Below are 26660 nucleotides of genomic sequence, written 5' to 3'. Positions count from 1 at the left end.
TTCTACTTATGACTCTTTATATTGACCATGCTGATTAAGAAGCGCCCGAAATCATCCGCTGCGACGGTAAAGACGGGCCCGATGCCACCAGCCAGGGGCGCTCGCCGGCCTGGAGCAGGGTAAAATCCACGCCGAACACCGGCGAAAGGATCTCGGGACGCATAACCTGCCCCGCGCTGCCCTGCGCCGCCAGGGCGCCGGAAGACATAAGCCACACCCGGCCGGCATGATGCAGGGTATGGTTAAGATCATGGGCGCAGATCAGCACGCCGAGCCCCGCGGCCGCGACTTCCGCCAGCAGCGCATCCAGGGCCACGCGCTGGGCGATATCCAGGCTGGCGGCGGGTTCGTCGAGCAGCAGTAGCCGGCCAAGGGGGTTCACGTCCGGCCAGATCTGCAGAAACACCGCCGCTAGCCTTACCCGTTGCCATTCGCCGCCGGATAGCTGGCTTAACGGCCGGTCGAGTTTATCCGCCAGCGACAAGGCCGCAGCCAGGTATCCTACGGTTCGATCAATCGCGGCCTCGTCGGCGTTGCGCGGCTGATGCAGCATCAGATACTGGAATACCGGCATGGCGGTGGAGGGCAGCGCCTGCTGGCATAAATAGCCCCGGCGCAGGGCCAGGTCGGCGCCATGCCACTGCCCCACCGGCCGGCCGAGCAGGCTGACGTCGCCCGCCGACGCCATCAGGCCGGCGATACAGGCCAGCAGCGTGCTTTTCCCCGCGCCGTTAGGTCCGATGATATGGATCAGGCTGCCGGGCGGTACTTGGACCGATATCTTCGCCAGGCGCCGCGGCACCGATACGCGCCGCAGATCCAGTAATAACGGCGGCTGCATGGCCGGTGCGCCGTTTATTGCGCCAGGGCCCGTTTGACGGCATCGAGGAGAATGGGATCCTGAGGCGTCATATCCGGGGCAAAGCGTTCGAGGACGGTACCGTCGCGCCCTACCAGGAATTTTTCAAAATTCCATAAAATATCCTGCGGCTGCTTAGGCGCGCGCCCTTTTCCCGCCAGACGCTCATAAAATGCGCTGCCCTGCGGTTTTATCGCCGTGGGTTTCGCGGCGATCAGCGTCCGGTAAAGCGGGTGGCGCTGCTCGCCGTTGACTTCAATTTTACTGAACATGGGAAATTCGACGCCGAATGTCCCGCGACAAAAGGCCAGTATCTCTTCATCGCTGCCGGGTTCCTGGCCGGCAAACTCATTGGAGGGAAAGCCTAAAACCTCCAGCCCCTGGGCATGCCAGGTTTTATAAAGCGCTTCCAGTCCTTCGTATTGATCGGTCAGACCGCATTTCGAGGCGACGTTGACAATCAGCAGTACCGAGCCACGGTAATTTTCCAGGGTGGTAACTTCCCCGGTAATGGTCTTCAGCGGCAGGGTATAAAGGGTATCACTCATCTGAATCTCCTACGGGTTACAGTTAAAATCAGCAGCTTAACGCCATACACCAGCTTATCCTCTTATCCGGATTAATAGCCAGATAAATATCGGCGAGCCAAGGGTGGCGGTTACCACGCCTATCGGCAGTTCCGCGGCATACAGCGCGATGCGGGCAATCACATCCGCCAGCAGCAGTATGCCCGCGCCGGCCAGGGCGCAGCCGGGAAGCAGCCGTCGGTGATCGGTTAATCCCCATAAACGCAAGATATGCGGGACCACCAGGCCGATAAAGCCAATCACGCCGGCCAGGGCTACGCTGATGCCCACCATCCAGCCGAAGGCCAGTACAAACACATTGCGCCAGACAAACACCGGTAAGCCCAATTGCATCGCCTGCTGTTCGCCCAAGGCCTGCAGGTTCATCACCCGGCCCTGCAGGCACAGCCAGAGAATAAAGGGCAGCAGGGACAATACCAGCCATTTGTCGCGCCAGTCCACGCCGCCAAAGCCCCCCATCATCCAATATAATAATTGGCGCAGATCCAGGCTGGTACTGAAATAGACCGCCCAGGTCATCACGGCGCTGCAAACAATGCCAAGCGCGACCCCGACCAGCAGTAGCCGGGCGTTGGAGGCGCGGCGTCTGGCAAACCACAGCAGCAGCATCGTAATCGCCAGCGCGCCGGCCACCGCGCACAGACCCAGGCCCCACACCGGTATCGTCCCCCGGCCAAGCAGTACGCCGAGGGTAAGCGCTACGCCTGCGCCGTTGGCCACGCCCAGCAATCCTGGCTCGGCCAGCGGATTTTCAAAAATATTCTGCATCGCGGCGCCGGCCAGCGCCAGCGCCGCGCCGACGGCCATCACCGCCAGGGCGCGGGGCAGCCTCAGTTGCCAGATGAACATGCGGGGCGTGTCGTCAAGCCATTGGGTCGGCCAGTACCAGACATCGCCGGCGCACAGGCTCACCAGCAGGGCAATAAACACAAACAGCGCCAAAACGCGGACGCGCGCGGCATCGCGACGGGATTGCCGATATTTCAGATCGCTGAAAAGTGGACTGTTTGACGGCATCATCACTTAAGGTCCGGTAATACAAGGTTATCTGGGCACGGAAAACGGGCTTTTATCCTACCGGGATTAACGGCAAAGCGGTAGCGCCAATGGCGGGAAAATGAAGGTTGTGATATCGACGGGATAAACGGCGTTTTACCGGCGGGGCGGGAAGTACTGAAAGAAAAAAAACCGGCGCCATAAGTGGGGAATCAGATGGCGCCGGGTAAGGTGACCCATAGGGTCAATATTAACTCTGTTGTTATTGTTGCGGCTGTTTTATCGGTTCACCGCCGCTTCCCTGGTGTTGGTTTTCCTGACTTTTGCTCTCATGGCCGCTCTGTGCCTGTCCCTGCTTGCCGTTATCACCATTGGGCTGGGCGTGGGTATTATGATCGTCGCCGGTATTGCGGGACGTTGTTTTATGCGCTACCGGCTGCTGGCGCGCCTTGGCGGTTTTACCTTGTCCCGCGGGCGGCTTGGGCGACCAGCGGCCGCCATCCCAATATTCGCCGCGGGTGTTGCGTTCGCCTACATACTTGCCCTTGTGTCCACGCCACCAGGTCGGAGTACGCCAGTCATAGCCATCCCAGTAATAGCCCCGATCGTTACGCGCGCCGATTTGCACCGAGACGCCCTGGGCAGAGGTATGGACCAGCATGCCCGCCATGGCGCCCGTGGGGATGACGCAAGGCGTTGCCAAAAGAGCCATGGCCAAAAATACTGCTTTTTGTTTCATATTCTGTGTCCCTGAATCCATTTGCAGTGGTTATAACAGCCGCGGCAAAATGCCACTATCAGACAAGCACGGATTTGCATTACTCTTACGCTAACCTGACGAAATACTCACACTGAGCCCCGATGCTTTACGGCGAACTGCCGCCCACTGCCCCGCATCCCTAAACGGGCTTTGGCCGGGTTTAATGCGGCTTCGGCCTGATTATTTCATTGCCGCCCTGGTGCGGCTGACCGCCGCCGTTCTGCTGCGGCCGGTTATCATTGCCGCCCTGGTGCGGCTGACCGCCGCCGTTCTGCTGCGGCCGGTTATCATTGCCGCCCTGGTGCGGCTGACCGCCGCCGTTCTGCTGCGGCCGGTTGTCATTGCCGCCCTGGTGCGGCTGCCCGCCGCCGTTCTGCTGCGGCCGGTTATCATTGCCGCCCTGGTGCGGCTGCCCGCCGCCGTTCTGCTGCGGCCGGTTGTCATTGCCGCCCTGATGCCACTGCCCACCGCCGTTCTGCTGCGGCCGGTTATCATTGCCGCCCTGGTGCGGCTGCCCGCCGCCGTTCTGCTGCGGCCGGTTATCATTGCCGCCCTGGTGCGGCTGCCCGCCGCCGTTCTGCTGCGGCCGGTTGTCATTGCCGCCCTGATGCCACTGTCCGCCGCCGTTTTGCTGCGGCCGGTTATCATTGCCGCCCTGATGCCACTGTCCGCCGCCGTTTTGCTGCGGCCGGTTATCATTGCCGCCCTGATGCCACTGTCCGCCGCCGTTTTGCTGCGGCCGGCTATCGTGCCTGTCGTTATGATCCCAGGTGGAAAATTCCTGCCGCCGGCTCGGTTCATGATAGTTGCGCCCGCGCCGGCCATAGCCTGGCGGCGGCGCTATGGTCCAGATACCGTTATACCAATACTGGCCCCGGTCGTTGCGCATGCCGTCAGGCATTTCCTCTATCCAGCGCCCGCCGTCCCAGTACCAGCCGAAATCATTACGATCGCCGATATCATCATCCTCATGTTCGTACCACCACTGTGGCGTACGCCATTGGTAACCATCCCAAAACCACCCGCGCTCGTTGCGTTCGCCGACATGCCGGCCGCGGTGATCGTACCACCAGTGCGGCGGACGCCACTCGTCGCCATCCCAGAAATAACCGCGCTGATCCTGGCTGCCCAGGTTAATCACCATGCCGGGATTATTGGTGCTGATAAATACATCCGCCAGCGCGCCGCAGGGCATCAGCAGCGCCAGCGCACATAATAAGGTGGTCTTTCTCATGATATCTACCTGTGATACAGATACGATTTGCCGCCGTTATAGCAGCGGCCAACGGCCGCCACTATCAGACAATGTCGCCTTTACGATAAACAGGCGATCCCCTTACCAAAACCTGACAATCCGCCATCCCGCGGGGCGCCGGTACGGATTTCCCCCGGGTGCTAAAAGAAGCGGGCATGATGATAATGCCCTGACGGGTAACGCATGCCGCCCCTTTCCCGCCGGCACCCGCCATGTTGACGAAAAAAAAGGCCGCACGGGGCGGCCTTTTCAGAGAGAGGACAATACATCACTCTTTAGGTGAGGCATTCTCGACACGGCTTTTCAACTTTTGCCCCGGACGAAACGTCACCACCCGCCGGGCAGTGATAGGAATATCTTCACCGGTTTTCGGATTACGCCCTGGACGTTGATTTTTGTCGCGCAGATCAAAATTACCAAAACCGGATAATTTTACCTGCTCGCCATTTTCCAGCGCTCGCCGGACTTCCTCAAAAAACAGTTCCACTATTTCTTTGGCATCCCGTTTGCTCAGCCCGAGCTTTTCAAACAGGTATTCTGACATTTCAGCTTTAGTAAGCGCCATAGGTTCAATCCCTCAAGGATGCTTGGAATCGCTGTTTTAGTGCCGCCACACATTTTGCTACGGTCGCGGCAATAGCCTCTTCTTCCAGTGTACGAGCGGTATCCTGTAGTATCAGGCTGATAGCCAGGCTCTTAAAACCTTCCGCTACGCCCTTCCCCCGGTACACATCAAACAAGTTTACGCCAACTACCTGATTTGCGCCAACTTTCTTACACTCTGCCATAATATCTGCTGCAGGGACACTTTCAGCCACCACAATAGCGATGTCGCGGCGGTTGGCCGGGAAGCGTGAAATGTCACTGGCTTCAGGAACTTTACGCGCTGCAACCTTATCCCAGCGTAGTTCAAAGACCAGAGTACGGCCATTTAAATCCAGCTTTGCTTCAAGTTCAGGGTGTATAACGCCAATAAATCCAATATGTTCCCCTGCTAAATACAATGCCGCGCTCTGGCCCGGGTGTAAAGCGGGATTATGCTCAGGTTTGAATTCAATATCAGCAAGTTTGCCGGTAAGTTCAAGTAATGATTCAAGATCGCCTTTCAAATCGTAAAAATCCACCGGCTGGCGCGCTAGATCCCAATGTTCGTCAAAACGCGGACCGGTAATGACCCCCGCCAGCATAAGATCCTGACGAATGCCGAGGTCCGCTGTTTTATCAGGAACAAAGCGCAGTCCACTTTCGAATAAACGAATCCGGTTTTGCTGGCGGTTCTGGTTGTAAACCACCGCGCCCAAAAGTCCACTCCACAGGGACAACCGCATGGCGGACATTTCCACCGAGATGGGGCTGGGCAGCAGCAGCGGCTCCTGGTCAGGGTGCAGCAGTGATTGTATCTTCGGATCGACAAAGCTGTAAGTGATCGCTTCCTGATAACCCCGATCCACCAGCAGCGTTTTTACGCGATTAAGCGGCAATGCCGCCTCCTGGTGCCGGGTCATTTCCAGATTGGCGCGCACGGGCACATTCGGAATGTTATTGTAGCCAAACACCCGGGCCACTTCTTCCACCAAATCTTCTTCGATCTCCATATCAAAACGCCAGGTCGGCGCCACCGCTTGCCAGTTGTCTTGCCCGGCGGTCACGGTACATCCCAGCCGTGACAGGATATCACCGACATCGGCATCGGGAACGCGGTGGCCTATCAGGCGATCGAGTTTTTCGCGACGCAGGGTGATGGTGGCCTGGCGCGGCAGCGCGGACGGTGCGCTCACGTCCACAACCGGCCCAGGCCGGCCGCCGCAGATAGCCAGCAGCAGGCCGGTGGCGCGCTCCATGGCCCGGTGCTGCAACGCGGGATCCACGCCGCGCTCATAGCGATGCGATGCGTCGGTGTGCAGGCCGTAGCGGCGCGCGCGGCCGGCGATAGCCAAGGGGCTGAAAAAAGCGCACTCCAATACCACATCCTGGGTGTCGGCGCTGATGCCGGAGAATTCGCCGCCGAAAATACCGCCCAGCGCCAATGCCTTTTCCCGATCGGCAATGACCAGCGTATCGGCCCGCAGGCGGGTTTGCGTCCCGTCCAGCAGCGTCAGGCTTTCGCCTTCTTCCGCCATGCGCACCACGATGCCGCCGTCAATGCGCTGCAGATCAAACGCATGCATCGGCTGCCCTAGTTCCAGCAGGACAAAATTGGTAATGTCCACCACCGCGTCCACTGAACGCAGGCCGCAGCGGCGCAGCTTTTCCTTCATCCACAACGGCGTGGGCGCGGCGACGTTTATCCCCTTGATCACGCGGCCAAGATAGCGCGGACAGGCGTCGGGGGCATCGACGCGGATCGGCAACCGGTCCTCGATAACCGGCGCCACGACCTCGATGGCCGGTATGTTCAGCGGCAGGCGGTTGATTAACGCCACGTCGCGGGCTATGCCGATAAGTCCCAGGCAATCGGCCCGATTAGGCGTAACGCTGATATCGATAATACGATCGTCAAGCTGCAAATAATCGCGGATATCGACGCCCAGCGGGGCATCCGCGGGCAGTTCGATAATGCCGCTATGGTCGTCCGCCAGGCCCAGTTCGGTGAAGGAGCACAGCATGCCTTCGGACGGCTCGCCGCGCAGTTTAGCGGCTTTGATCTTAACATCACCCGGCAGCACGGCGCCGATGGTCGCCACCGCCACCGTCAAGCCTTCGCGGCAATTGGGCGCGCCGCAGACGATATCCAGCAGCGCGTCGCCGCCGATATCGATTTTGGTCACCCGCAGTTTATCGGCGTTGGGATGCTGGCGGCATTGCGCTACCCGGCCCACCACCACGCCGGTGAAGGCGGGGGCGGCGTCGGCGACGCCGTCGACTTCCAGGCCGGCCATGGTGATCTGTTCCGCCAGCTCATCGCTGGTGATAGCGGGATTCACCCATTCACGCAGCCAAAGTTCACTGAATTTCATGTGCTCGTCCCGCCCTATTTAAACTGTTTAAGAAAACGCAGATCGTTTTCGAAGAATGCGCGCAAATCTGTGACACCGTAACGTAACATCGTCAAGCGTTCCATGCCCATGCCGAACGCAAAACCGGAGTAGACTTCGGGGTCAATACCGACATTGCGTAATACGTTCGGATGCACCATGCCGCAGCCCAACACTTCGAGCCATTTGCCATTTTTACCCATCACATCGACTTCGGCGGAGGGTTCGGTAAAAGGGAAATAAGACGGGCGGAACCGTACCTGCAGGTCTTCTTCAAAGAAATTGCGCAGGAAATCGTGCAAGGTTCCCTTCAGGTTGGTAAAACTGATATTGGTATCAATGATCAGCCCTTCCATCTGGTGAAACATCGGGGTATGGGTCTGATCGTAGTCGTTACGATAAACGCGTCCCGGGGCAATGATGCGGATCGGCGGCTGTTGATTTTTCATGGTGCGGATCTGCACGCCGGAGGTCTGGGTGCGCAACAACCGCGTGGCGTCGAACCAAAAGGTATCATGATCCGCCCTGGCCGGATGGTGGGCAGGGATATTCAGGGCGTCGAAGTTATGATAATCATCTTCAATCTCCGGGCCGGTGGCCACAGAAAAACCCAGTTCGCCGAAGAAGTGCTCAATGCGGGAAATAGTGCGGGTCACCGGATGCAGCCCGCCATTCTCCATACGTCTGCCGGGTAACGATACATCCAGGGTCTCCTGCGCCAGGCGGGCATTGAGCGCCTGCGACTCCAGGCTTTCCTTACGTTCATTCAGCGCCTGCTGCACCTCCAGCTTAACCTGGTTGATCACCGCGCCCGCCGCCGGCCGCTCTTCCGCCGGCAAATCGCGTAAGGTGGTCATTTGCAGGGTTAAATGCCCTTTTTTGCCAAGATATTCGACGCGCACGTTATCGAGCGCCGCGCTGTCCTGGGCTTGTGCGATGGCTGCTTTGGCTTGCACAACCAAATCTCTCAGATGTGGCATTGCTTTCCTCTTTTTCCGGCCTTAATGGCTTAATCGTTAATGGCGAGCAAAAAAAAACCTCCACACCGGGAGGCTTTAGCGCTATTTTTCGTTTCTTTTCTTACGCGCAAGCCCCCGGGATCAGGTGCTAAAGTAAAAAAAGAAGCGGAAAATGGCAGCATTCATGCTTGCATTACCTTAAACGTTGTCGGGGAAGTATCCGTTAGGTGATTGATACTAGCGTAATAAATAAATCCAAAAAATAAAAGAGGGAGTTAAACTCCCTCTCTCATTCATATCACGCCAGCGCGCCTTTCGCTTTTTCGGCAAGGGCGGTAAACGCCACTTTGTCGAATACAGCGATGTCTGCCAGGATTTTACGGTCAATTTCAATAGAGGCTTTTTTCAGGCCGTTAATGAAACGACTGTATGATATGCCGTTCTGGCGGGCAGCGGCGTTAATACGCGCGATCCACAGTTGACGGAACTGACGTTTCTTCTGACGGCGGTCACGGTAGGCATATTGGCCTGCTTTGATAACCGCCTGAAAGGCAACACGGTAGACGCGTGAACGGGCGCCATAATAACCTTTCGCTTTTTTCAGAATCTTTTTGTGACGTGCACGAGCTGTCACACCACGTTTTACGCGAGCCATATGCTCTCTCCTAAAGTCTTATTCGAACCAGTTAAAATGACGCTTATGCGTACGGCAGACATGCGATGACCAAACCCAGATCGCCTTTGGAGACCATGGATTTAGGACGCAGGTGACGTTTACGCTTAGTGGCTTTTTTGGTCAGAATATGACGCAGGTTAGCATGCTTGCGCTTGAAGCCGCCGGAAGCGGTTTTCTTAAAGCGCTTGGCAGCACCGCGTACTGTCTTGATTTTTGGCATTGTCTATTTCTCTACTGCGCATTGTTGATAAAATGAAGCAATGAGGCGAAGGCAACTTACCGCCGTTTGGCGCCAGGCTGCCCTACTTGTCAGGCCTTATTGTTTCTTCTTGGGTGCGAGCACCATGATCATCTGGCGTCCTTCGATTTTACTCGGGAAAGACTCAACTACCGCCAGTTCACTCAAATCGTCACGAACGCGGTTAAGCACTTCGATACCGATCTGCTGATGCGCCATTTCACGTCCACGAAACCGCAGGGTGATTTTGGCTTTATCGCCGTCTTCCAGAAAACGAATCAGGTTGCGTAGTTTTACCTGATAGTCGCCTTCGTCGGTACCAGGCCGGAATTTGATTTCCTTAACCTGAATAACTTTTTGTTTCTTTTTCTGCTCTTTGGTGGACTTGCTCTTCTCATAGAGGAACTTGCCGTAATCCATGATTCGGCAAACCGGCGGCTCGGCATTAGGGCTGATTTCAACTAAATCAACACCCGACTCCTCGGCTTTCTCAAGCGCTTCGTTGAGGCTGACTATGCCGATTTGCTCGCCGTCGATTCCCGTCAGACGAACCTCTGCCGCGCGAATTTCTCGGTTGATACGATTCGGACGCGCCGGTTGAACTCGTTTTCCGCCTTTAATACTTTATACCTCCAGTTGATGAAGATTACGGCTGCGTATCTCTTGCTGCAGCTTTTCAATAATCTCGTTAACGTCGATGCTGCCCAAATCGATGCCGCGGCGTGTACGCACGGCAACTTTGCCCGCTTCGGTTTCTTTATCACCGCAGACCAGCATATAGGGCACCCGACGCAAAGTATGCTCGCGGATTTTAAAGCCTATTTTCTCATTTCTCAAGTCCGCTTTTACACGAATGCCGGCTGCGGACAATCTTTCTGTCACTTTTGCGACGTAATCAGACTGATTGTCGGTGATATTCATCACCACAACCTGGGTCGGCGCCAGCCAGGTAGGATAAAAACCCGCATATTCTTCGGTCAGGATACCGATAAACCGCTCCATCGAACCCAATATGGCGCGATGGATCATTACCGGTACCAAACGCTCGTTGTTCTCGCCTATATAAGAGGCGCTCAGGCGACCCGGCAAGGAAAAGTCCAACTGTACCGTGCCGCACTGCCAGGCGCGATCCAGGCAATCAAGCAGGGTAAATTCAATCTTAGGACCGTAAAACGCCCCTTCACCCGGCTGATATTCAAACGCGATGCCGTTTTCAGTCAACGCGGCGGCCAGGTCTTTTTCCGCCCGATCCCAGGTATCGTCGGTACCGATACGCTTAGCCGGCCGGGTGGAAAGTTTAACCAGGATATTATCGAAGCCAAACGTGCTGTAAATATCATACACCATTTTGATGCAATTGTTTACTTCATCCCGCACCTGGTCCTCGGTACAAAAGATATGGGCGTCATCCTGGGTAAACCCCCGCACGCGCATCAGGCCGTGCAGCGAGCCGGACGGTTCGTTGCGATGGCAACTGCCGAACTCGGCCATGCGCAGCGGCAGGTCGCGGTAGGATTTCAATCCCTGGTTGAAAATCTGCACATGGCCGGGGCAGTTCATCGGCTTAATGCAGTATTCGCGGTTTTCCGAGGACGTGGTGAACATATGCTCGGCATAGTTTTCCCAATGGCCCGTTTTTTCCCACAGGACACGGTCCATCATAAAGGGACCCTTTACTTCCTGATAGTGGTACGCCTTGAGCTTCATGCGCACAAAGGCTTCCAGCTCGCGAAAAATGGTCCAGCCGTCATTGTGCCAGAACACCATGCCCGGCGCTTCTTCCTGCATATGGTACAAATCGAGCTGCTTGCCTATTTTGCGGTGGTCGCGCTTGGCGGCCTCTTCCAGGTGCTGCAGATAGGTGTTGAGCTGTTTTTTATCGCCCCAGGCGGTGCCGTAGATGCGCTGCAGCATTTTATTTTTGCTGTCGCCGCGCCAATAGGCGCCGGACGTCTTCTGCAGCTTGAAATGATGGCAAAAGCGCATATTGGGCACGTGCGGACCGCGGCACATATCAACATATTCTTCATGGTGATACAGGCCTGGCCGGTCGTCATGGCTGATATTTTCATCCAGGATCGCCACCTTATACTGCTCGCCGCGGGCGACAAACGTATCGCGCGCCTGCTGCCAGCTCACTTTTTCCTTAATGACGTCATAGTCTTTATCGGCCAGCTCGTGCATACGCTTTTCCAGCAGGTCGAGATCTTCCTGGGTCAGCGTCCGCTCCAGATCCACGTCGTAATAAAAACCTTTGTCGATTACCGGGCCGATGGCCATCTTGGTGTCGGGCCACAGCTGCTTGATGGCGTGTCCCAGCAAATGCGCGCAGGAGTGGCGGATGATCTCCAGCCCGGCTTCGTCTTTAGCGGTGATAATGGCCAGTTGGGCATCATCGGTAATCAAATCGACGGCGTCGACCAGTTCGCCGTTCACGCGTCCGGCAATACAGGCTTTCGCCAGGCCGGGACCGATATCGCGGGCCACATCAAGGGGTGATACGGGATGATCGAACTGACGCTGGCTTCCATCAGGAAGAGTAATAACAGGCATGGTGGTTTCCTTAATTTGCAGTGGTGATCCATACGCAAGACCACATACAAATTTAATTTATATAGTAAAATCAGAAGGTTGATTGTGCTATCTCGTTATACCTTACGAAATATGGACACAAAGGCGCGCACAATTTCTGTTAGCGCCGCTGTATGACACCGCAACCAGGGCCTGATAGTAACACCATGAACTTATTGGCATCTACAAAAATTTCCCTTGTTCCGCGCCCCCGTCCCCAGGCTCCCCTATTGCCTTAAGCGCCGGGATACGCCGCCGGGCCCGGCGGCGTGCGAAAATCCAGCGTCTGCCGTGATAGGCGTAAACAAAAGGGTGATAAGCGCTAAAAATCCATAACAATTGTGTCCCTTTGTATCGTCCGTGGTGCTAAGCTCCCGCGCGGCGACGTTTGTTCTTCAACATGCTCCGTTTCGTTGGAAATGATTCATGAAAATATCACTGGTTGTCCCTGTTTATAATGAAGCTGAAGCCATACCGCTGTTTTATAAAGCGGTGCGGGAATTTGAGCCCCTGCGGCAATTTGAAGTGGAAATAGTGTTTATCAACGACGGCAGCCGGGACAATACCGCTGAGATCATCGACGCGCTGGCATTGGCCGACAGCCTGGTTAAAAAGGTGGACTTTACCCGCAATTTCGGCAAGGAACCCGCCCTGTTCGCCGGGCTGCGTTATGCCGGCGGCGAGGCGGTCATTCCCATCGATGTCGATTTACAAGACCCGATCGACGTCATCCCCCGGCTAATCGATAAATGGCGCGACGGCGCGGATATCGTCCTGGCAAAACGCTCGGACCGCATGACCGACAGCCGGATGAAACGCACAACCGCCGAATGGTTCTATAAACTGCATAATAAAATCAGTTCGCCCAAAATCGAGGAAAACGTCGGTGATTTCCGCTTAATGTCCCGCGAGGTGGTGGATAATATTCTCACCTTGCCCGAGCGGAACCTGTTTATGAAGGGAATTCTTTCCTGGGTGGGCGGGCGCACCGCGGTAGTGGAATACTCCCGCGCCAGCCGCGTGGCCGGCGAATCCAAATTCAACGGCTGGAAATTATGGAACCTCGCTATCGAGGGCATCACCAGTTTTTCCACTTTCCCCCTGCGCATGTGGTCCTACATCGGACTGAGCGTCGCCCTGTCCTCTTTTTTCTACGCTATCTGGATGGTCATCGACAAATTGGTCTGGGGCAATAACGTGCCCGGTTATCCATCCCTGATGACGGCCATTCTGTTTTTGGGCGGTGTGCAGCTGATCGGCATAGGGGTATTGGGTGAATATATCGGCCGTATCTATATGGAAACTAAAAACCGGCCAAGGTATATAATAAAGAAATAAGCACAGCCCGATAGATGCCGGCAATCATGCCGGCGCTACGCCAGAAACGGAGGGCTATCTGGTGAAAACGGCGGGCGGCGTTTTTGCTACAGAATGCAAACATCTTTATAATCGGGGCTCAACAGAACATTATCATGGCGTATAAAGTGTCAAGTAAAAAAAATGGTTTTGCACCAAAAAGCAGCAAACCCGCCGAAGCGGGTTTGTTTGAATCAGCATGTCATCATGAGGTAAATTATACCAAAGCAGTAACGACAGCGACCCAAAAAGCCATGCATATCAATACTATGCTGGGCAACGTTAAACGATAGAACTGATCCATAACCACCTCACATTTACCTGACATCTTTTAAGAATAATCCTACGCCAATTCTTGTATAAAAAACAGGATCTGGATCATTCTTTAATACATTTAATCTATCAAAAACGCTTACTGGATCACGTAACGGACACCCTTTTCCCTCTTTTCAGCATGCCTTGCGGGTCGCTGGGCGTCAGTGCGTTACATCTGGCCGTTCACCTGCATCAAGACGCCTGACAATCCGGCTAAAACGACCAGTAAAAGCAGGCTAATCCACTTCCAACGTTGTTCTGATTTGCTATTCATCGCGTTCCCCCTCAATCGTCTATGCCTATATCGTCCGGCGGGGCAGAAACTTGAGCGAAAAAATAAAAATAATGACAGCGCCGCTTTTTACGCGCCTGGGACGGGTGGCGATTGGTGCTATGCTGGGAGCCATTTCATTATAAGGAGATTGTTATGACCCAAATAACGACCCTGACCCTGGCGCCTTCGCTGGATAGCGCCACCACCACCGACCGCATGTATGCCGAAGGCAAGCTGCGCTGCTCCGCGCCCCAGTTCGAGCCGGGCGGCGGCGGCATCAATGTGGCGCGGGCGATCGTGCATCTGGGGGGACGGGCCACGGCGCTTTTTCCCGTCGGCGGCCCTACGGGACGGCACCTGGCCGATCTGTTGACCGCGGAGGGCGTCACCGCCGTCGCGCTGGAAACCCAGGACTGGACGCGGCAGAACCTGCATGTCCACGTGGCGAGCACCGGCGAGCAGTATCGCTTTGTCATGCCCGGCGCACGATTGACGGCGGATGAATTCCAGCGGTTCGAAAGCCATCTGTCGGGACTGCCGCAAGGCTCGCTGCTGGTGATAAGCGGTAGCCTGCCGCCGGGTGTGAGCGTGGAAAACCTGCAGCATCTGTTGCGCGAGGCGCAACGCCTGGGACTGCAGTGTATCGTCGACAGCTCGGGTCCGGCGCTGAAAGCCTGCCTGGATGTCGGCAGCCTGGCGCTGGTCAAGCCGAATCAAAAAGAACTGGCCGAACTGGTCAACCGTGAACTGAACGATCCCGACGCGGTAAGGCAGGCGGCCCTGGAAATCATCAGACAGGGCAAAACCCAGCGGGTGGTGGTGTCGCTCGGTCCCCAGGGCGCGCTGGCGGTGGATAAGGATAATGTGTTCCAGGTGGTGCCGCCGCCGGTTAAAAAAATGAGCACCGTCGGCGCCGGCGACAGCATGGTGGGCGCCATGACGCTGAAACTGGCCGACGGCGCGGATTTGCTGGATATGGTGCGCTACGGCGTCGCGGCGGGCAGCGCGGCCACGCTGCATAAAGGCACCCGCTTATGTACCCTGGAAGATACCGGACGTATCTATGATTACCTGCGTCGGGAAAGTATGATCTAAGACCCTAAGCCCACGCCGCCGGATATCGGTTGCAGAATTAGCAGTTGACATCGGCGGCGTTCGCAACAACACTCTCTCAACGCTTGACGGAACGGCGCCCTGCGCTAGCCGCTCGTCCGGCTTTTTAGATTAAGCCCTTTCTTTTGAACCCGGTACGCGCCGTTTCAGGCCGTGCAGTTGCCGGTTCGCTCCAAGGCTCATCGTCGCCGCATCGCCGGCGGTTGCGCCGCGCTGCTTGTTTTTGCGAAGTTGTCACCGAGTTGTCATCAAAAAATTCATACCTTATCGGCAAAACGACTGTAGGGGGATATGACGATGTGGCACGCCATTAGCACCATGTTGGCAGAAAAATTTAACAGGGATGAAATCAGCGAACGGCGGGAACTGCCCGGCGGGGAGTTACACGCCGCCTGGTATCTCCGTTACGGCGAACACGCGGTGTTTGTAAAGTCCGATACGCGCGAGCTGCTGCAAAAATTCACCAACGAGGCCGATCAGCTGGCGATGCTGGCCCGTAGCCATACGGTGCGGGTACCGGAGGTGTACGGCGTCGGCAGCGCCAAGGATGAAAGCTTTTTGCTGCTCGAATTCCTGGTGGAGCGCCCTTTTGACGCCCACGGGGCCTATTGCCTCGGCCAGCAGCTTGCCCGGCTGCATCAATGGAGCGAGCAGCCGCAGTTCGGCCTGGATTTTGACAATGACCTCTCCACCGTAACGCAGCCCAACGCCTGGCAGCGCCGCTGGTCGGTGTTCTACGCCGAACAGCGTATAGGCTGGCAACTGCAGTTGGCGGCGGAAAAAGGGCTCTATTTTGGCGATATTGATAAGATTATCGCCCAGGTCGCGGACCGCCTGCACGATCGCCAGCCCCAGCCTTCACTGCTGCACGGCGATCTGTGGCCGGATAATTGCGCCAACAGCGCTCAGGGTGGCTTTTTATACGATCCGGCGTGTTATTGGGGCGATCGCGAATGTGATTTGGCCATGCTGCCGCTCTACGATCGGCTGCTGCCGCAAATTTACGACGGTTATCAGAGCGTGTGGCCGCTGGATAAGGGGTTTATCGAACGACAGCCGCTTTACCAGCTCTATTACCTGTTGAACCGGGCCAACCTGTTTGGCGGCGAGCATATCGCCATCGCCAACGAAGCTCTGGATAAAATACTGAGCAGTGATTAAGCGGAGCCATGCGGGCGGCCCTGCGGCTGCCCGCGCGTCTTCAGAGCATGCCGAGCAGCTTGAGGACAAAATAGCCCACCACCGCCAGGATAATGGGCAGGATGTATAAAGGAAAAAATTGCAGCAAAATCGTATGACGCGGCATCACGATCTTTTCTTCCAGCTGGGTACGACTCAGCCCCTGGCTGCCGCGGGCCTGCTCCAGCACCATCTGATCCTCGACCCCTTCGCGCACGTGCCTGACCTGGCGCGACATGCGCGCGCCGGAAGCCTGCAGGGCCAGGCCGACAAAAATCAGGAAATAAATTAGCCAGAACATCAGGTTAGCGCTAAACCCCTGGCCATCGAACACCGGTTGCGGCGAGTTGTACCAGAAAACATTCAGAAATGAGGTGTTAAAACGCAGCATATCTATCATGACATGGAAAAAATCAGCCATGACCGCATTGATTCCCTTATTTTGCTCACTATGCTGATAGAGAAATTTCAGGATAGAAATCACGGTAGAAAGTAAAGCCGGTATAAAAATAATCCATCCCGCGAGGCGTTTGATCACGGCCAGGCGGCCAGCTTGTTGATACGTCATGCGTTCCCCTTGTTAAACGACGCCAACCATAGCCCTTAAGTTTATCTATAATTTACCTTTTCTGCTGTGTTTTATTGGTGCTACCCTCTTTCCTCGCCCTTTTTTTGCAAACAGGAGCCCAAGGTATGGCGTTAACCCTACCCAAGGAAGCTGTAATATTTGATATGGATGGACTGATTATCGACTCCGAGCCCTTATGGCATCAGGCTGAGCTGGATGTCTTCGCCGCCATGGGCATGGACGTGTCGGTGCATGACGCGATTCCGGATACATTGGGTATGCGCATCGATCAGGTGGTGAAGGCCTGGTATCAGTTAAGTCCGTGGCAGGGGGCTTCTCTGGAGGAAGTCAGCAACAGCATCATTCAGCGCGCGTTGGCGTTGGTGGATGAACGCCGTCCGCTGCTGCCCGGGGTCGCCCATGCGCTGGAGACCGCCAGGGATTGCGGCATGAAGATTGGCATGGCCTCGGCGTCACCGCTGTTTATGCTGGAACATGTGCTGGAGATGTTTGACCTGCGCCATTATTTCGACCATCTGGCATCGGCGCAGAACCTGCCTTACAGCAAACCGCATCCTGAAGTCTATATCCAGGCGGCGTTAAGCCTGGGCGTCGCGCCTGAGCGCTGTACCACCCTGGAAGATTCCTTCAATGGCATGATTGCCACCAAAGCGGCGCGGATGCGCTCGATAGTCGTGCCCGACATCGCCTTTCGCGCCGATCCCCGCTGGGTGCTGGCGGACGTCAGGCTGGCGTCGCTGGCGGAAATAACGCCCGATCATTTGCGTTAACCCCGGCGCCGGCATCGCCGTCACTTCCGCCGCGCAGGGAGCCACCTGAAAACTCACGTGCGGGCGCCACGCGGCGGGATGGCGTGCTTCAGAGAAAATCGTCGCGCTTGGGCGTAAAGGTATCAATCAGCACGCTATTATCTTCCAGCGCCACCACGCCGTGCATCTCATGCTTTACCGCGCGGTAGGCATCGCCGGTTTTCAGTACCCGCTCATGGCCTTCGATGGTCACCTTGAAGCTGCCGGCGGCGACATAGGCAATCTGATCGTGGATGTCATGCTGATGCGGCGTGCCGATAGCGCCCTTGGCAAAATGCACGCAGACCATCATCAGGTCGTCGCTCCAGGTCATGATTTTGCGTTTAACGCCCTCGCCCACGGCTTCCCACGGCGTTTCTTCGTCAATATAAAAAGTCTTCATGCTTTATTCTCCATTAACCAACCCATTCCGGCGCGATCCTGACGAAGGGCGCGACGGGATACGACGTATTTCCGCTGCTTCATTTTAAGGTCCGGCTTGTGGAATGAAACCGAAAAACATCAAAAGCATGACGCTCCTCATAAAATAAATAAAACAATATTTCATTTTTATTGAATTCACATCCCGGTAGCACTATCATTTCAGCAATAAAAGGACAACGCTTTCCCCCGGGTCAAAGCCATACTACGTACATATTCTGAAAGAGAGGCATTACGACTATGCAAGTTCGCCAAAGCATTCACAGCGATCACGCTAAACAACTGGATACCGAAGGCCTGCGCAGCCAGTTCATGATCGAAAAGATCTTCGAAGAAGATGCCTACACCATGACCTATAGCCATATCGACCGCATCATCGTCGGCGGCATCAAGCCGGTCACCAAAGCGGTGACCATCGGCGGCGAAGTCGGTAAACAGCTGGGCGTGAGTTATTTCCTGGAACGCCGCGAGCTGGGTGTCATTAATATCGGCGGCCCCGGGGTGATTGTCGTCGACGGCAAAACCTACGAGATCGGCCACCAGGAAGCCCTGTATGTGGGCATGGGCGCCAAAGACGTGCAGTTCACCAGCGTCGACGCCGCTAAACCTGCGAAGTTTTACTATAACAGCGCCCCGGCCCATATGACTTACCCCAGCCGTAAAATCACGCTGGCCGAAGCCTCGCCGCAGACCATCGGCGACAACGCCACCAGCAATCTGCGCACCATCAATAAATTTATTGTTCCCGACGTATTGCCGACCTGCCAGCTAACCATGGGTTTGACCAAGCTGGCTGAAGGCAACTTGTGGAACACCATGCCGTGCCATACCCATGAACGCCGCATGGAAGTCTATTTCTATTTTGATATGGATGAAGAAACCGCGGTATTCCATATGATGGGCCAACCGCAGCAAACACGTCACCTGCTGGTGCATAACGAACAGGCGGTGATTTCACCGAGCTGGTCGATCCATGCCGGCGTGGGCACGAAAAACTATACCTTTATCTGGGGCATGGTCGGCGAAAATCAGGTTTTCGACGATATGGACCACGTAAAAGTCAGCGAAATCCGCTAATTATCCCCGGCCGGCGTGTTCCGGCCCTTTAAACACACTACGCTGGCGATGTCCTACCGCCGCCAGCAATGAGGTTCTGGTATGATTTTAGATTCATTCAATTTGCAGGGTAAAGTGGCGCTGATTACCGGTTGCGACACCGGCCTGGGTCAGGGCATGGCTATCGGCCTGGCGGAAGCCGGCTGTGATATCGTTGGCGTCAACATCGTCGACCCTGAAGAAACCATCGCCAAAGTGACCGCCCTTGGCCGTCGTTTCCTGAGCCTGACCGCTGATTTAACCAAAATCGACGATATCCCGGGCATCATTGAGAAATCAGTGGCTGAATACGGCCATATCGATATCCTGGTCAACAACGCGGGCATTATCCGTCGCGAAGACGCCATCGAGTTCAGCGAAAAGAACTGGGACGACGTCATGAACATCAATATCAAAACCGTGTTCTTTATGTCGCAGGCGGTTGCGCGCCAGTTTATCAAGCAGGGCAAAGGGGGCAAAATCATCAATATCGCCTCCATGCTGTCCTTCCAGGGCGGGATCCGCGTGCCTTCCTACACCGCGTCGAAAAGCGCTGTCATGGGCGTTACCCGCCTGCTGGCCAACGAATGGGCTAAGCATAACATCAATGTCAACGCCATCGCGCCGGGTTACATGGCCACGAATAATACCCAGCAACTGCGTGCCGACGAAGGCCGCAGCAAAGAAATCCTGGAACGCATCCCCGCCGGTCGCTGGGGTTTGCCGGACGATCTGAAAGGACCGGCCATATTCCTGGCCTCCACCGCGTCCGATTATATCAACGGCTATACCATCGCCGTGGACGGCGGCTGGCTGGCGCGCTAAGCCCGCGCCCACCCGCCCCCAAGGCGTGGTAAAGGGAAGGCGCGCCTTAGGGCGTGTTTTTCCCGTCCGCCCGGGTCACAGTATTGCGGTAGCTTGCGGTAGCTTGCGGTAGCTTGCGGTAGCTTGCGGTAGCTTGCGGTAGCTTGCGGTAGCTTGCGGTAGCTTGCGGTAGCTTGCGGTAGGGCATATGTCATCTCGGGAAGGTTTCGCTTGCCGTGCGTGAGGGTGTTTTATGTCCTGCCCGGTACCGGCAAGCGACAAAGAGGCCGTACCGTGACGGCCTCCTTGACCTCCACGCGTCCGGCAGTGCGTGCGCCGCTGCGCGGTTCCCGGCATCGCCCATCACGGCTTGTGGACCGCACGGGACGCGCTCCCGGCGCGGCCCTTAGCTTTCGCCGCTCCCGGCGGCTCATCCAGCCGCGATGCGCGCTGCCGGCGCACTCTATGCCGGCACCACGTCAACACCATCGTCTGTGAGTAAAATGGCGTTTTGGGTTCCTTAGTGGTATGTATTTACCGGGAAATCATAACGGTTACATACCCGACACCAGACACTATCCCAAGCAACAGCGCCGCTGTCGTTTCATAAAACGCATTGCCAACAGCGACATGTGGACCGGCATAAAGCGCGCTGACGGCGTCTGTGACCCCGGCATGAGCCGCCGGGAGCGGCGAAAGGCCCGGTTGCGCCGGGAGCGCATACCGGGCCGGTGCATCACGGGGGCATGGGCGACGGAAGGCATCGCACAGCGACGCGCGACCTGCCGGGCGCGCGGAGGTCAAGGAGGCCGTCGCGGTACGGCCTCTTTGTCGCTTGCCGGCACCCGGCATTCCATATAACCGCCAAACGCACGGCAAGCGAAACCCTCACCGCGGCGACATAGATCACCCAGCGAACTGCCAGCGAAACTCACGCTGCGGCCCCATAATCACCCTGAAAACCGCCAGCAAAACCCTCACCGCGGCGACATAGATCACCCAGCGAACTGCCAGCGAAACCCTCACTGCGGCCACCGACATCACCCTGAAAACCGCCAGCAAAACCCTCACTGCGACCACAGACATCACCCTGAAAACCGCCAGCGAAACCCTCACCGCGGCGACAGCCATCTGCACGGCTGTCCAATATCACCAGACCCTATCGGCCGCATAACACCCCAGGGCGGCGATCGCCAAATCGACACACAGCGGATGAAACGGAATCTGTCCCTATGGCGTTTTATCGGGTGGGGTTTCCCCGCCCGAACGAGGCACCATGGCGCAAAAGGCCCGCTATCACCCGCACTGGATAAACCCGGTGGCAAGACCCCGCGCCGCGGGGTTTTTTATTTGTTACAAGGTAACCTATTCCCGCCGCCGACGGATTCCTTTATACTGGACAAATGACCAGTTTAACCGATCGCATCCGCTATGACCGCTGAAGGGCATCTTATCTTCGCTCTGGCGAGCACCATTTTAGCCAAAAAAATGGAGCTCTCGCCCGCGCTTGCCCACGGCGACTGGTGGCATATCGTGGCCGGCGGCCTGGTAACCTGCCTGCTGCCCGACATCGATCATCCCCGCTCCTTCCTCGGCCAACGCCTGCAGTGGATCTCGCTGCCCATCGCCCGCGTCTTCGGTCATCGCGGTTTTACCCATAGCCTGCTGGCCATCATCGCCAGCATCGTGCTCTTTACCCTGAAACTCGACCCGGGAATGCTTATCCCGCTGGACGCGTTCCACGGCATGATCATTGGTTATCTCAGCCATATTCTCGCCGATATGCTGACGCCGGCCGGCGTTCCGCTGCTCTGGCCCTGCCGCTGGCGGTTCCGCCTGCCGGTATTGTATCCGCAAAAAGGCAACCAGCTTGAGCGGGTGCTGTGCGTGGCGGTGCTGATTTTCGCCGTGCAGCATCCGCAGGGCGCGCCGCTGGGCACCCGCATGCCCATCCCGGATTCCGTTGCGGCGTTATGGTCCAAGGTGCGCGGTAATTTCTAATAGCCGTTTTGCAGACAATATCATCTTTTCAGAAAATACCGGGCAATTGCGCGCTGCGCGCCGGTTCCCCGAAAAAACTGTTCTATAGTTGATCTACCGCTCAGATAACCATAACCGCGGACCAGCCACTGTTTGCCATTACACTGGTAAGAGGAGCAATCGACTATGTCAAAACCCACCGATCCTTCACAAGGCAAAACCCCCCTAACCCATCAGGCCCCCGCCCCCGACGGCAGTTCGGCGCAGCCCGGGCTGGGCCATCTCGCGCCGGACGACAACAGCCATCTGGCGCAGCCCGGCACATCGGAGCCGGGTAAACAACCCACCGTATCGGGCTCGGTTAAAAGCCCGCAAAACAGCAATGCCAAGCTTGACGCGCTACAGCCGCATCGTAAATCAGGGTATCAGCAACCCCTGACCACCGATCAGGGCGTAAAAATATCCGACGACCAGAATTCGCTGCGCGCCGGCAAGCGCGGACCGACCCTGCTGGAAGATTTTATCCTGCGCGAAAAAATCACCCATTTTGACCATGAGCGCATCCCCGAACGTATCGTCCACGCCCGCGGCTCCGCCGCACATGGCGTGTTTGAGGTCTACCGTCCGCTGACCGAGATCACCAAGGCCGGATTTCTCAGCGATCCGGCGGTGAAAACGCCGGTATACGTACGTTTTTCCACGGTACAGGGTTCCCGCGGGTCGGCGGACACCGTGCGCGATATCCGCGGTTTCGCCACTAAATTTTATACTCAGGAAGGCAACTTCGATCTGGTGGGCAATAATACGCCGGTATTTTTTATCCAGGACGCGGTTAAATTCCCGGATTTCGTGCATGCGGTCAAACCCGAGCCGCATAACGAAATGCCCCAGGGCGGTTCCGCGCATGACACATTCTGGGATTACGTCTCCCTTCAGCCGGAAACCCTGCACAATGTCTTCTGGGCCATGTCCGACCGCGGCATTCCACGCAGCTACCGCACCATGGAAGGATTCGGCATCCACACCTTCCGCCTGATCAATGCCCAGGGCAAAGCCACCTTTGTGCGTTTCCATTGGAAACCCCTGGCGGGTAAAGCATCGCTGGTCTGGGATGAAGCGCAAAAACTGGCCGGTAAGGATGCTGATTTCCACCGGCGCGACCTGTGGGACGCCATCGAGGCCGGCGACTATCCGGAATACGAACTGGGCCTGCAGCTGATACCGGAAGCAGACGAGCATAAGTTCGACTTCGATCTGCTCGATCCCACCAAGCTGATCCCCGAGGCGCTGGTGCCGGTGGAAATCGTGGGTAAAATGACGCTGAACCGCAATCCGGATAACTTTTTTGCGGAAACCGAACAGGTGGCGTTTCACCCCGGCCACATCGTGCCCGGCATTGATTTTACCAACGATCCGCTGCTGCAGGGCCGGTTATTCTCTTATACCGATACGCAAATCAGCCGGCTCGGCGGGCCGAACTTCCATGAAATCCCGATAAACCGTCCGGTCTGTCCTTATCATAATTTCCAGCGCGACGGTATGCACCGCCAGGATATAGACACCAATCCCGCCGCCCATGGACCCAACTCCATCAATGATAACTGGCCGCGGGAAACCGCGCCGGCGGCGGAAAACGGCGGTTTCGCGTCTTATCAGGAACGGGTGGACGGCCATAAAATTCGCGAGCGCAGCGACTCGTTCCTGGAATACTTCTCGCATCCCCGCCTGTTCTGGCTCAGCCAGACCCCGGCCGAGCAGCAGCATATCGTCGATGCCTTCAGCTTTGAGCTGGGCAAGGTCGGCCGCGCCTATATTCGCGAGCGAGTCGTGGATTTGCTGACCCGCGTCGACGTGGAGCTGGCCAAACAGGTCGCCGCCAAACTCGGCATCCGGCTTTCCGACGATGCGCTTAACACGCCGCCGCCCAAACCGGTCAATGGCGTAGCGCAAGATCCGACCCTCAGCCTGTATGCCACCGGCAGCGGCGCGCTGAAAGGCCGCCAGGTGGCGCTGCTGGTCAGCGACGGCGTCGACGCCGCCGACGTGCTGGAGGCATTGCAGGCACTGAAGGCGGAAGGCGTGCATGCCAAAATACTGGCCTCGCACGGCGGCAACGTGGTGGCGAACGACGGCTCTACGCTGCCTATCGACGCCACCTTTGACGGATCGCCCTCGATTACGGTCGACGGGGTTATCGTGCCGGACGGCAACCTGGACGCCTTGCTGCTCAGCGGCGCCGCGCGGCATTATATTCTGGAAGCCTACAAGCATCTGAAAGTCATCGGCCTTAGCGGTGACGCCAATCGGTTTAAACAGCCCCTGGGGCTGACCGATCTGCCGGAGGACGGCATTTGTGAAGGCGCCGCCACACAAGGCCGGCTGATGCAGGATTTTCTGGATCAGCTGAAGCTGCACCGGGTATGGTCGCGGATTAGCAAAATTGACGGCGTGCCGGCTTAGCGGGCGCGGTCACCGCCAGGCGTCCGTCGCGCGCGCCTGGCGGTGAAAAACGAAATGGGCGATAAGTGAAAAAATTCACTTATCGCCCATCACTTTTCCTACCCGGCGATCATTACAGCATTATTTTTGCGGGTTGGTATCGTATTCCTGGCAGCTCTGGAAGCCCTTATTCAGGACAATATTATTTTGGTCGTAGCTGACGAAATAGTTAATCGGCTTGCCGTCGCGTGTGCCCAGGACATAGGAGTCGCAGGTACCACGGGCGTTAATCATGGTGGCGGAGGTGGACGGAATGCCCCCGATAGCACGGGCCTGCTGTTTAGTCATGCCTTTTTTGACATCACTCACTACAGGTTTTTTCATATAACTGTCGGCACGATCGTAAACGGTACAACCGGAAAGAATGGTAAGCGCGGTAGCGGCGGTAAAGGCAATAACAATTTTCTTATTCATAAGTGTCACCTCATTTTGATATGTATGGATAAGTGTAGAAGACAAAAGGCTTTTTTACAAATCTAAGCGCAACGGTAAGTCACCTTTTTTTTCGTTCGCCCACGGCGGGGCCGTTAACCGTTTTTAGCCATGCTGATGCTTTCGCTAAATTCCAATTCGTTTTACAATCAGGAAATTAATCTTTTTTTTTGCGTCGAACTCGTTGCGACGCCTGCGAGGGAAATAGACACATGACTCGGCAACAAGACATTATTGCAGCGCTAGGGGCAAAACCCGTTATCGATCCGGCCGCGGAATTTCGCGTCAGCGTCGATTTCCTGAAACGTTATCTGCAGCGCTATACCTTTATCCACACGCTGGTGCTGGGCATCAGCGGCGGGCAGGATTCGACGCTTACCGGTAAGGTTTGCCAGGCCGCCATCAGCGAACTGCGCGGGGAAACGGGCGATGAGCGCTACCAATTCATCGCCGTGCGCCTACCCTACGGCGCGCAGCAGGATGAGGCGGATTGCCGGGATGCCATCGCCTTTATCCAACCCGATCGCGTATTGACGGTAAATATCAAAAATGCCGTCCTGGCCAGCGAGGCCGCGCTGCTGGAGGCTGGCATCACCCTGAGCGATTTTATCAAGGGCAATGAAAAGGCCCGCGAACGCATGAAAGCGCAGTACAGCATCGCCGGCATGAACGCGGGTATCGTGGTCGGCACCGATCATGCGGCCGAGGCGGTAACCGGCTTTTTTACCAAATATGGCGACGGCGGCACGGATATCAATCCCATCTATCGCCTGAACAAACGCCAGGGCCGGGCCATATTGGCCTATCTGGGCTGTCCGCAGCACCTGTATCTTAAAGCCCCGACCGCCGATCTGGAGGAGGATCGCCCGGCGCTGCCGGATGAATCGGCGCTCGGCGTCACCTATGAAATGATTGATGATTACCTGGAAGGGAAAACCGTCGCGCCCGAGGCGGCGAAGATCATTGAAGGCTGGTATGCCCGCACCGAGCATAAACGGCATCCGCCAATCACGGTATTTGATGATTTCTGGCGATAAAAAAAAGCGGCCCGCGGGCCGCTTTTTTAACGATGATTTCTGGCTATCTTTTATTTAGTCGCGTCGCGCTGCTGCATTTTTTGCGCGCGTTCCTGGAATTTTTTATTAAACTCCGCTTTTTGTTCCGGCGTTAACACATTATACATCTTGTTTTGCATTTCCAGATTGGCGAGCATTCTTTGGTTTTGTTCCTGCGCCATGCTATTTACCAGGGCCTGGGCCTTGGCGGAATCAAAGCTGTCGGCGGCGATCACGTCATGCATCTGCTGATGCTCGGCGGCCGATGGCTTTTTCATATCTTTCATGGAATCGCGCGCAATGTCATGCATTTTCTGGCGCTGTTGTTCCGTGAGTTTAAGATCCTTAAACATATGGTCCATCATAGGGCCGCGCTGATGTTGCATACCGCCTTTATGATGCATTTCGCCTTGCGCGGTATCGCCGGCTGGCGCCGCGGTAGCGCTGCTGTCCGCGGCGACGGCTAACTGAGCTGAACCTAACACCAGGGTAGTAGCCATAAATAAAGCAGTTAATTTGCGCATAATTTCCTCATATCTGATTATTGTCTGCCGCAAAATAATTTCGCCGGCAGGGTTCGTTACAGATATAAGTGTACTCGCGTTATCTTCAAGTAATGCGAGTAAAAGTAAATAACTTAAAGCCTGAAACTCACTTTTAAGGCAATCATGGAGAAAATATGGATTTTATGTGTGGAAAGCGTTATTTTCCGTGGCAATAAAATGAGGTTTTAGCCACGTCAATATGATAACTCTTACTTTACTCACCGCCAACGAATATTCAGTAATTTCTCTAGCCGCCGCGCCGCAATGATTATTTTCTGTATTTACCGATGGCGCATATTATAAATCAAGCCCGCCGGTT

28 protein-coding genes and 1 other annotated feature are annotated in these 26660 nt (G+C 56.2%); of the genes, 10 read left to right on the top strand and 18 right to left on the bottom strand.

All coding sequences use genetic code 11. The features are described from left to right. Window positions 1-34: 34 nt before the first annotated feature. The 13 genes from btuD to thrS all read right to left on the bottom strand — a co-directional run bounded on the left by btuD (window position 35) and on the right by thrS (window position 11858). Window positions 35-841: a vitamin B12 ABC transporter ATP-binding protein BtuD gene (gene btuD / locus ACL2XF_RS07895; RefSeq protein WP_413728392.1), complete on the bottom strand. Its 807-nt coding sequence runs from the start codon at window positions 839-841 to the stop codon at window positions 35-37. A gap of 14 nt (window positions 842-855) precedes the next feature. Beyond that, window positions 856-1407, bottom strand: a complete 552-nt coding sequence (locus tag ACL2XF_RS07890) for a glutathione peroxidase (protein ID WP_410014997.1) — start codon at window positions 1405-1407, stop codon at window positions 856-858. Between the two features lie 54 nt (window positions 1408-1461). Then, the gene (btuC, locus tag ACL2XF_RS07885) at window positions 1462-2463 is read right to left on the bottom strand and encodes a vitamin B12 ABC transporter permease BtuC (RefSeq protein ID WP_413728795.1); all 1002 of its coding nucleotides are present in this window, start codon (window positions 2461-2463) and stop codon (window positions 1462-1464) included. A 241-nt stretch (window positions 2464-2704) separates the two neighbouring features. Continuing rightward, window positions 2705-3181 carry a DUF2502 domain-containing protein gene (locus tag ACL2XF_RS07880; protein WP_413728391.1) on the bottom strand — a complete coding sequence of 159 codons (477 nt, stop codon included), beginning with the start codon at window positions 3179-3181 and terminating at the stop codon, window positions 2705-2707. A 181-nt stretch (window positions 3182-3362) separates the two neighbouring features. Then, window positions 3363-4436: a DUF2502 domain-containing protein gene (locus tag ACL2XF_RS07875; RefSeq protein ID WP_413728390.1), complete on the bottom strand. Its 1074-nt coding sequence runs from the start codon at window positions 4434-4436 to the stop codon at window positions 3363-3365. Window positions 4437-4725: 289 nt separating this feature from the next. Beyond that, window positions 4726-5022 (bottom strand): integration host factor subunit alpha, encoded by a 297-nt coding sequence (ihfA, locus tag ACL2XF_RS07870; protein WP_011411244.1) that lies wholly within the window; start codon window positions 5020-5022, stop codon window positions 4726-4728. Between the two features lie 4 nt (window positions 5023-5026). After that, the gene (gene pheT / locus ACL2XF_RS07865) at window positions 5027-7414 is read right to left on the bottom strand and encodes a phenylalanine--tRNA ligase subunit beta (protein ID WP_410014994.1); all 2388 of its coding nucleotides are present in this window, start codon (window positions 7412-7414) and stop codon (window positions 5027-5029) included. 14 nt (window positions 7415-7428) lie between these two features. Further along, a complete protein-coding gene (pheS, locus tag ACL2XF_RS07860) occupies window positions 7429-8412 on the bottom strand; it encodes a phenylalanine--tRNA ligase subunit alpha (protein WP_410014993.1) in 984 nt (327 codons plus the stop codon). Between the two features lie 47 nt (window positions 8413-8459). Further along, window positions 8460-8582, bottom strand: a sequence feature (Phe leader region). Beyond that, window positions 8533-8577, bottom strand: coding sequence for a pheST operon leader peptide PheM (gene pheM / locus ACL2XF_RS07855; protein WP_001386830.1), 45 nt, complete (start codon window positions 8575-8577; stop codon window positions 8533-8535). Its footprint overlaps the feature before it by 45 nt. 107 nt (window positions 8583-8689) lie before the next feature. Next, window positions 8690-9046 (bottom strand): 50S ribosomal protein L20, encoded by a 357-nt coding sequence (gene rplT, locus ACL2XF_RS07850; protein ID WP_162365778.1) that lies wholly within the window; start codon window positions 9044-9046, stop codon window positions 8690-8692. Window positions 9047-9089: 43 nt separating this feature from the next. Continuing rightward, complete coding sequence (rpmI, locus tag ACL2XF_RS07845; RefSeq protein ID WP_162365777.1) at window positions 9090-9287, bottom strand: 50S ribosomal protein L35; 198 nt, start codon at window positions 9285-9287, stop codon at window positions 9090-9092. A gap of 96 nt (window positions 9288-9383) precedes the next feature. Then, on the bottom strand, window positions 9384-9926 hold the full coding sequence (infC, locus tag ACL2XF_RS07840; RefSeq protein WP_162365931.1) for a translation initiation factor IF-3: 543 nt from the start codon (window positions 9924-9926) through the stop codon (window positions 9384-9386). Window positions 9927-9929: 3 nt separating this feature from the next. Further along, window positions 9930-11858, bottom strand: coding sequence for a threonine--tRNA ligase (gene thrS, locus ACL2XF_RS07835; protein ID WP_410014992.1), 1929 nt, complete (start codon window positions 11856-11858; stop codon window positions 9930-9932). Between the two features lie 444 nt (window positions 11859-12302). Here thrS and ACL2XF_RS07830 point away from each other — a divergent pair, with 444 nt between their 5' ends. From ACL2XF_RS07830 to ACL2XF_RS07815, 4 genes are all read left to right on the top strand, one after another. Then, entirely contained in the window at window positions 12303-13214 is a 912-nt protein-coding gene (locus ACL2XF_RS07830; RefSeq protein WP_413722910.1) for a glycosyltransferase family 2 protein, read from the top strand. A gap of 134 nt (window positions 13215-13348) precedes the next feature. Continuing rightward, a complete protein-coding gene (locus tag ACL2XF_RS07825) occupies window positions 13349-13525 on the top strand; it encodes a hypothetical protein (protein WP_410014990.1) in 177 nt (58 codons plus the stop codon). A gap of 449 nt (window positions 13526-13974) precedes the next feature. Further along, a complete protein-coding gene (gene pfkB, locus ACL2XF_RS07820) occupies window positions 13975-14916 on the top strand; it encodes a 6-phosphofructokinase II (RefSeq protein WP_413728389.1) in 942 nt (313 codons plus the stop codon). 315 nt (window positions 14917-15231) lie between these two features. Continuing rightward, on the top strand, window positions 15232-16095 hold the full coding sequence (locus tag ACL2XF_RS07815; RefSeq protein ID WP_410014988.1) for a fructosamine kinase family protein: 864 nt from the start codon (window positions 15232-15234) through the stop codon (window positions 16093-16095). A 40-nt stretch (window positions 16096-16135) separates the two neighbouring features. On the opposite strand, the gene ACL2XF_RS07810 is transcribed toward ACL2XF_RS07815, so the two are convergent. Beyond that, entirely contained in the window at window positions 16136-16681 is a 546-nt protein-coding gene (locus ACL2XF_RS07810) for a YniB family protein (RefSeq protein WP_410014987.1), read from the bottom strand. Between the two features lie 125 nt (window positions 16682-16806). Between ACL2XF_RS07810 and hxpB the strand changes: the two genes are divergently transcribed. Next, window positions 16807-17472: a hexitol phosphatase HxpB gene (gene hxpB / locus ACL2XF_RS07805; protein WP_413722911.1), complete on the top strand. Its 666-nt coding sequence runs from the start codon at window positions 16807-16809 to the stop codon at window positions 17470-17472. A gap of 88 nt (window positions 17473-17560) precedes the next feature. On the opposite strand, the gene ACL2XF_RS07800 is transcribed toward hxpB, so the two are convergent. Next, the gene (locus ACL2XF_RS07800) at window positions 17561-17893 is read right to left on the bottom strand and encodes a cupin domain-containing protein (protein ID WP_413728388.1); all 333 of its coding nucleotides are present in this window, start codon (window positions 17891-17893) and stop codon (window positions 17561-17563) included. A gap of 278 nt (window positions 17894-18171) precedes the next feature. Here ACL2XF_RS07800 and kduI point away from each other — a divergent pair, with 278 nt between their 5' ends. Both kduI and kduD read left to right on the top strand, forming a co-directional pair. After that, window positions 18172-19008, top strand: a complete 837-nt coding sequence (gene kduI / locus ACL2XF_RS07795) for a 5-dehydro-4-deoxy-D-glucuronate isomerase (RefSeq protein WP_410014984.1) — start codon at window positions 18172-18174, stop codon at window positions 19006-19008. Window positions 19009-19089: 81 nt separating this feature from the next. Further along, window positions 19090-19851: a 2-dehydro-3-deoxy-D-gluconate 5-dehydrogenase KduD gene (gene kduD / locus ACL2XF_RS07790; protein WP_410014983.1), complete on the top strand. Its 762-nt coding sequence runs from the start codon at window positions 19090-19092 to the stop codon at window positions 19849-19851. Window positions 19852-20736: 885 nt separating this feature from the next. On the opposite strand, the gene ACL2XF_RS07785 is transcribed toward kduD, so the two are convergent. Then, on the bottom strand, window positions 20737-20961 hold the full coding sequence (locus tag ACL2XF_RS07785) for a hypothetical protein (RefSeq protein WP_413722912.1): 225 nt from the start codon (window positions 20959-20961) through the stop codon (window positions 20737-20739). Window positions 20962-21261: 300 nt separating this feature from the next. Between ACL2XF_RS07785 and ACL2XF_RS07780 the strand changes: the two genes are divergently transcribed. Next, on the top strand, window positions 21262-21831 hold the full coding sequence (locus ACL2XF_RS07780) for a metal-dependent hydrolase (protein ID WP_413728387.1): 570 nt from the start codon (window positions 21262-21264) through the stop codon (window positions 21829-21831). Between the two features lie 165 nt (window positions 21832-21996). Continuing rightward, complete coding sequence (gene katE, locus ACL2XF_RS07775; RefSeq protein ID WP_413722914.1) at window positions 21997-24270, top strand: catalase HPII; 2274 nt, start codon at window positions 21997-21999, stop codon at window positions 24268-24270. Between the two features lie 120 nt (window positions 24271-24390). Here katE and osmE read toward each other — a convergent pair whose 3' ends face one another. After that, window positions 24391-24723 (bottom strand): osmotically-inducible lipoprotein OsmE, encoded by a 333-nt coding sequence (osmE, locus tag ACL2XF_RS07770; protein WP_410014980.1) that lies wholly within the window; start codon window positions 24721-24723, stop codon window positions 24391-24393. Window positions 24724-24953: 230 nt separating this feature from the next. Here osmE and nadE point away from each other — a divergent pair, with 230 nt between their 5' ends. After that, window positions 24954-25778, top strand: a complete 825-nt coding sequence (gene nadE, locus ACL2XF_RS07765) for an ammonia-dependent NAD(+) synthetase (RefSeq protein WP_410014979.1) — start codon at window positions 24954-24956, stop codon at window positions 25776-25778. A 50-nt stretch (window positions 25779-25828) separates the two neighbouring features. Here the strand turns inward: nadE and spy are convergent, their stop codons facing one another. Further along, window positions 25829-26320, bottom strand: a complete 492-nt coding sequence (gene spy, locus ACL2XF_RS07760; protein ID WP_410014978.1) for an ATP-independent periplasmic protein-refolding chaperone Spy — start codon at window positions 26318-26320, stop codon at window positions 25829-25831. Window positions 26321-26660 lie beyond the last annotated feature (340 nt).

It is taken from the genome of Sodalis sp. RH19 (genome assembly GCF_047324215.1).
In the GTDB taxonomy this organism is placed as follows: domain Bacteria; phylum Pseudomonadota; class Gammaproteobacteria; order Enterobacterales; family Enterobacteriaceae; genus Acerihabitans.
Note: the sequence above shows the minus strand (reverse complement) of the source record. Positions and strands in the feature narration are given on the sequence as shown.

Coding starts and splice junctions, on each gene's coding strand:
- thrS (WP_410014992.1), bottom strand. CDS start 11,858: ATGCCTGTTATTACTCTTCCTGATGGAAGCCAGCGTCAGTTCGATCAT.
- ACL2XF_RS07815 (WP_410014988.1), top strand. CDS start 15,232: ATGTGGCACGCCATTAGCACCATGTTGGCAGAAAAATTTAACAGGGAT.
- osmE (WP_410014980.1), bottom strand. CDS start 24,723: ATGAATAAGAAAATTGTTATTGCCTTTACCGCCGCTACCGCGCTTACC.
- hxpB (WP_413722911.1), top strand. CDS start 16,807: ATGGCGTTAACCCTACCCAAGGAAGCTGTAATATTTGATATGGATGGA.
- ACL2XF_RS07785 (WP_413722912.1), bottom strand. CDS start 20,961: ATGGCTGTCGCCGCGGTGAGGGTTTCGCTGGCGGTTTTCAGGGTGATG.
- spy (WP_410014978.1), bottom strand. CDS start 26,320: ATGCGCAAATTAACTGCTTTATTTATGGCTACTACCCTGGTGTTAGGT.
- katE (WP_413722914.1), top strand. CDS start 21,997: ATGTCAAAACCCACCGATCCTTCACAAGGCAAAACCCCCCTAACCCAT.
- ACL2XF_RS07825 (WP_410014990.1), top strand. CDS start 13,349: ATGGCGTATAAAGTGTCAAGTAAAAAAAATGGTTTTGCACCAAAAAGC.
- ihfA (WP_011411244.1), bottom strand. CDS start 5,022: ATGGCGCTTACTAAAGCTGAAATGTCAGAATACCTGTTTGAAAAGCTC.
- kduD (WP_410014983.1), top strand. CDS start 19,090: ATGATTTTAGATTCATTCAATTTGCAGGGTAAAGTGGCGCTGATTACC.
- btuC (WP_413728795.1), bottom strand. CDS start 2,463: ATGCCGTCAAACAGTCCACTTTTCAGCGATCTGAAATATCGGCAATCC.
- ACL2XF_RS07880 (WP_413728391.1), bottom strand. CDS start 3,181: ATGAAACAAAAAGCAGTATTTTTGGCCATGGCTCTTTTGGCAACGCCT.
- pfkB (WP_413728389.1), top strand. CDS start 13,975: ATGACCCAAATAACGACCCTGACCCTGGCGCCTTCGCTGGATAGCGCC.
- nadE (WP_410014979.1), top strand. CDS start 24,954: ATGACTCGGCAACAAGACATTATTGCAGCGCTAGGGGCAAAACCCGTT.
- ACL2XF_RS07875 (WP_413728390.1), bottom strand. CDS start 4,436: ATGAGAAAGACCACCTTATTATGTGCGCTGGCGCTGCTGATGCCCTGC.
- pheS (WP_410014993.1), bottom strand. CDS start 8,412: ATGCCACATCTGAGAGATTTGGTTGTGCAAGCCAAAGCAGCCATCGCA.
- pheT (WP_410014994.1), bottom strand. CDS start 7,414: ATGAAATTCAGTGAACTTTGGCTGCGTGAATGGGTGAATCCCGCTATC.
- kduI (WP_410014984.1), top strand. CDS start 18,172: ATGCAAGTTCGCCAAAGCATTCACAGCGATCACGCTAAACAACTGGAT.
- rplT (WP_162365778.1), bottom strand. CDS start 9,046: ATGGCTCGCGTAAAACGTGGTGTGACAGCTCGTGCACGTCACAAAAAG.
- btuD (WP_413728392.1), bottom strand. CDS start 841: ATGCAGCCGCCGTTATTACTGGATCTGCGGCGCGTATCGGTGCCGCGG.
- ACL2XF_RS07830 (WP_413722910.1), top strand. CDS start 12,303: ATGAAAATATCACTGGTTGTCCCTGTTTATAATGAAGCTGAAGCCATA.
- ACL2XF_RS07890 (WP_410014997.1), bottom strand. CDS start 1,407: ATGAGTGATACCCTTTATACCCTGCCGCTGAAGACCATTACCGGGGAA.
- ACL2XF_RS07810 (WP_410014987.1), bottom strand. CDS start 16,681: ATGACGTATCAACAAGCTGGCCGCCTGGCCGTGATCAAACGCCTCGCG.
- ACL2XF_RS07800 (WP_413728388.1), bottom strand. CDS start 17,893: ATGAAGACTTTTTATATTGACGAAGAAACGCCGTGGGAAGCCGTGGGC.
- ACL2XF_RS07780 (WP_413728387.1), top strand. CDS start 21,262: ATGACCGCTGAAGGGCATCTTATCTTCGCTCTGGCGAGCACCATTTTA.
- rpmI (WP_162365777.1), bottom strand. CDS start 9,287: ATGCCAAAAATCAAGACAGTACGCGGTGCTGCCAAGCGCTTTAAGAAA.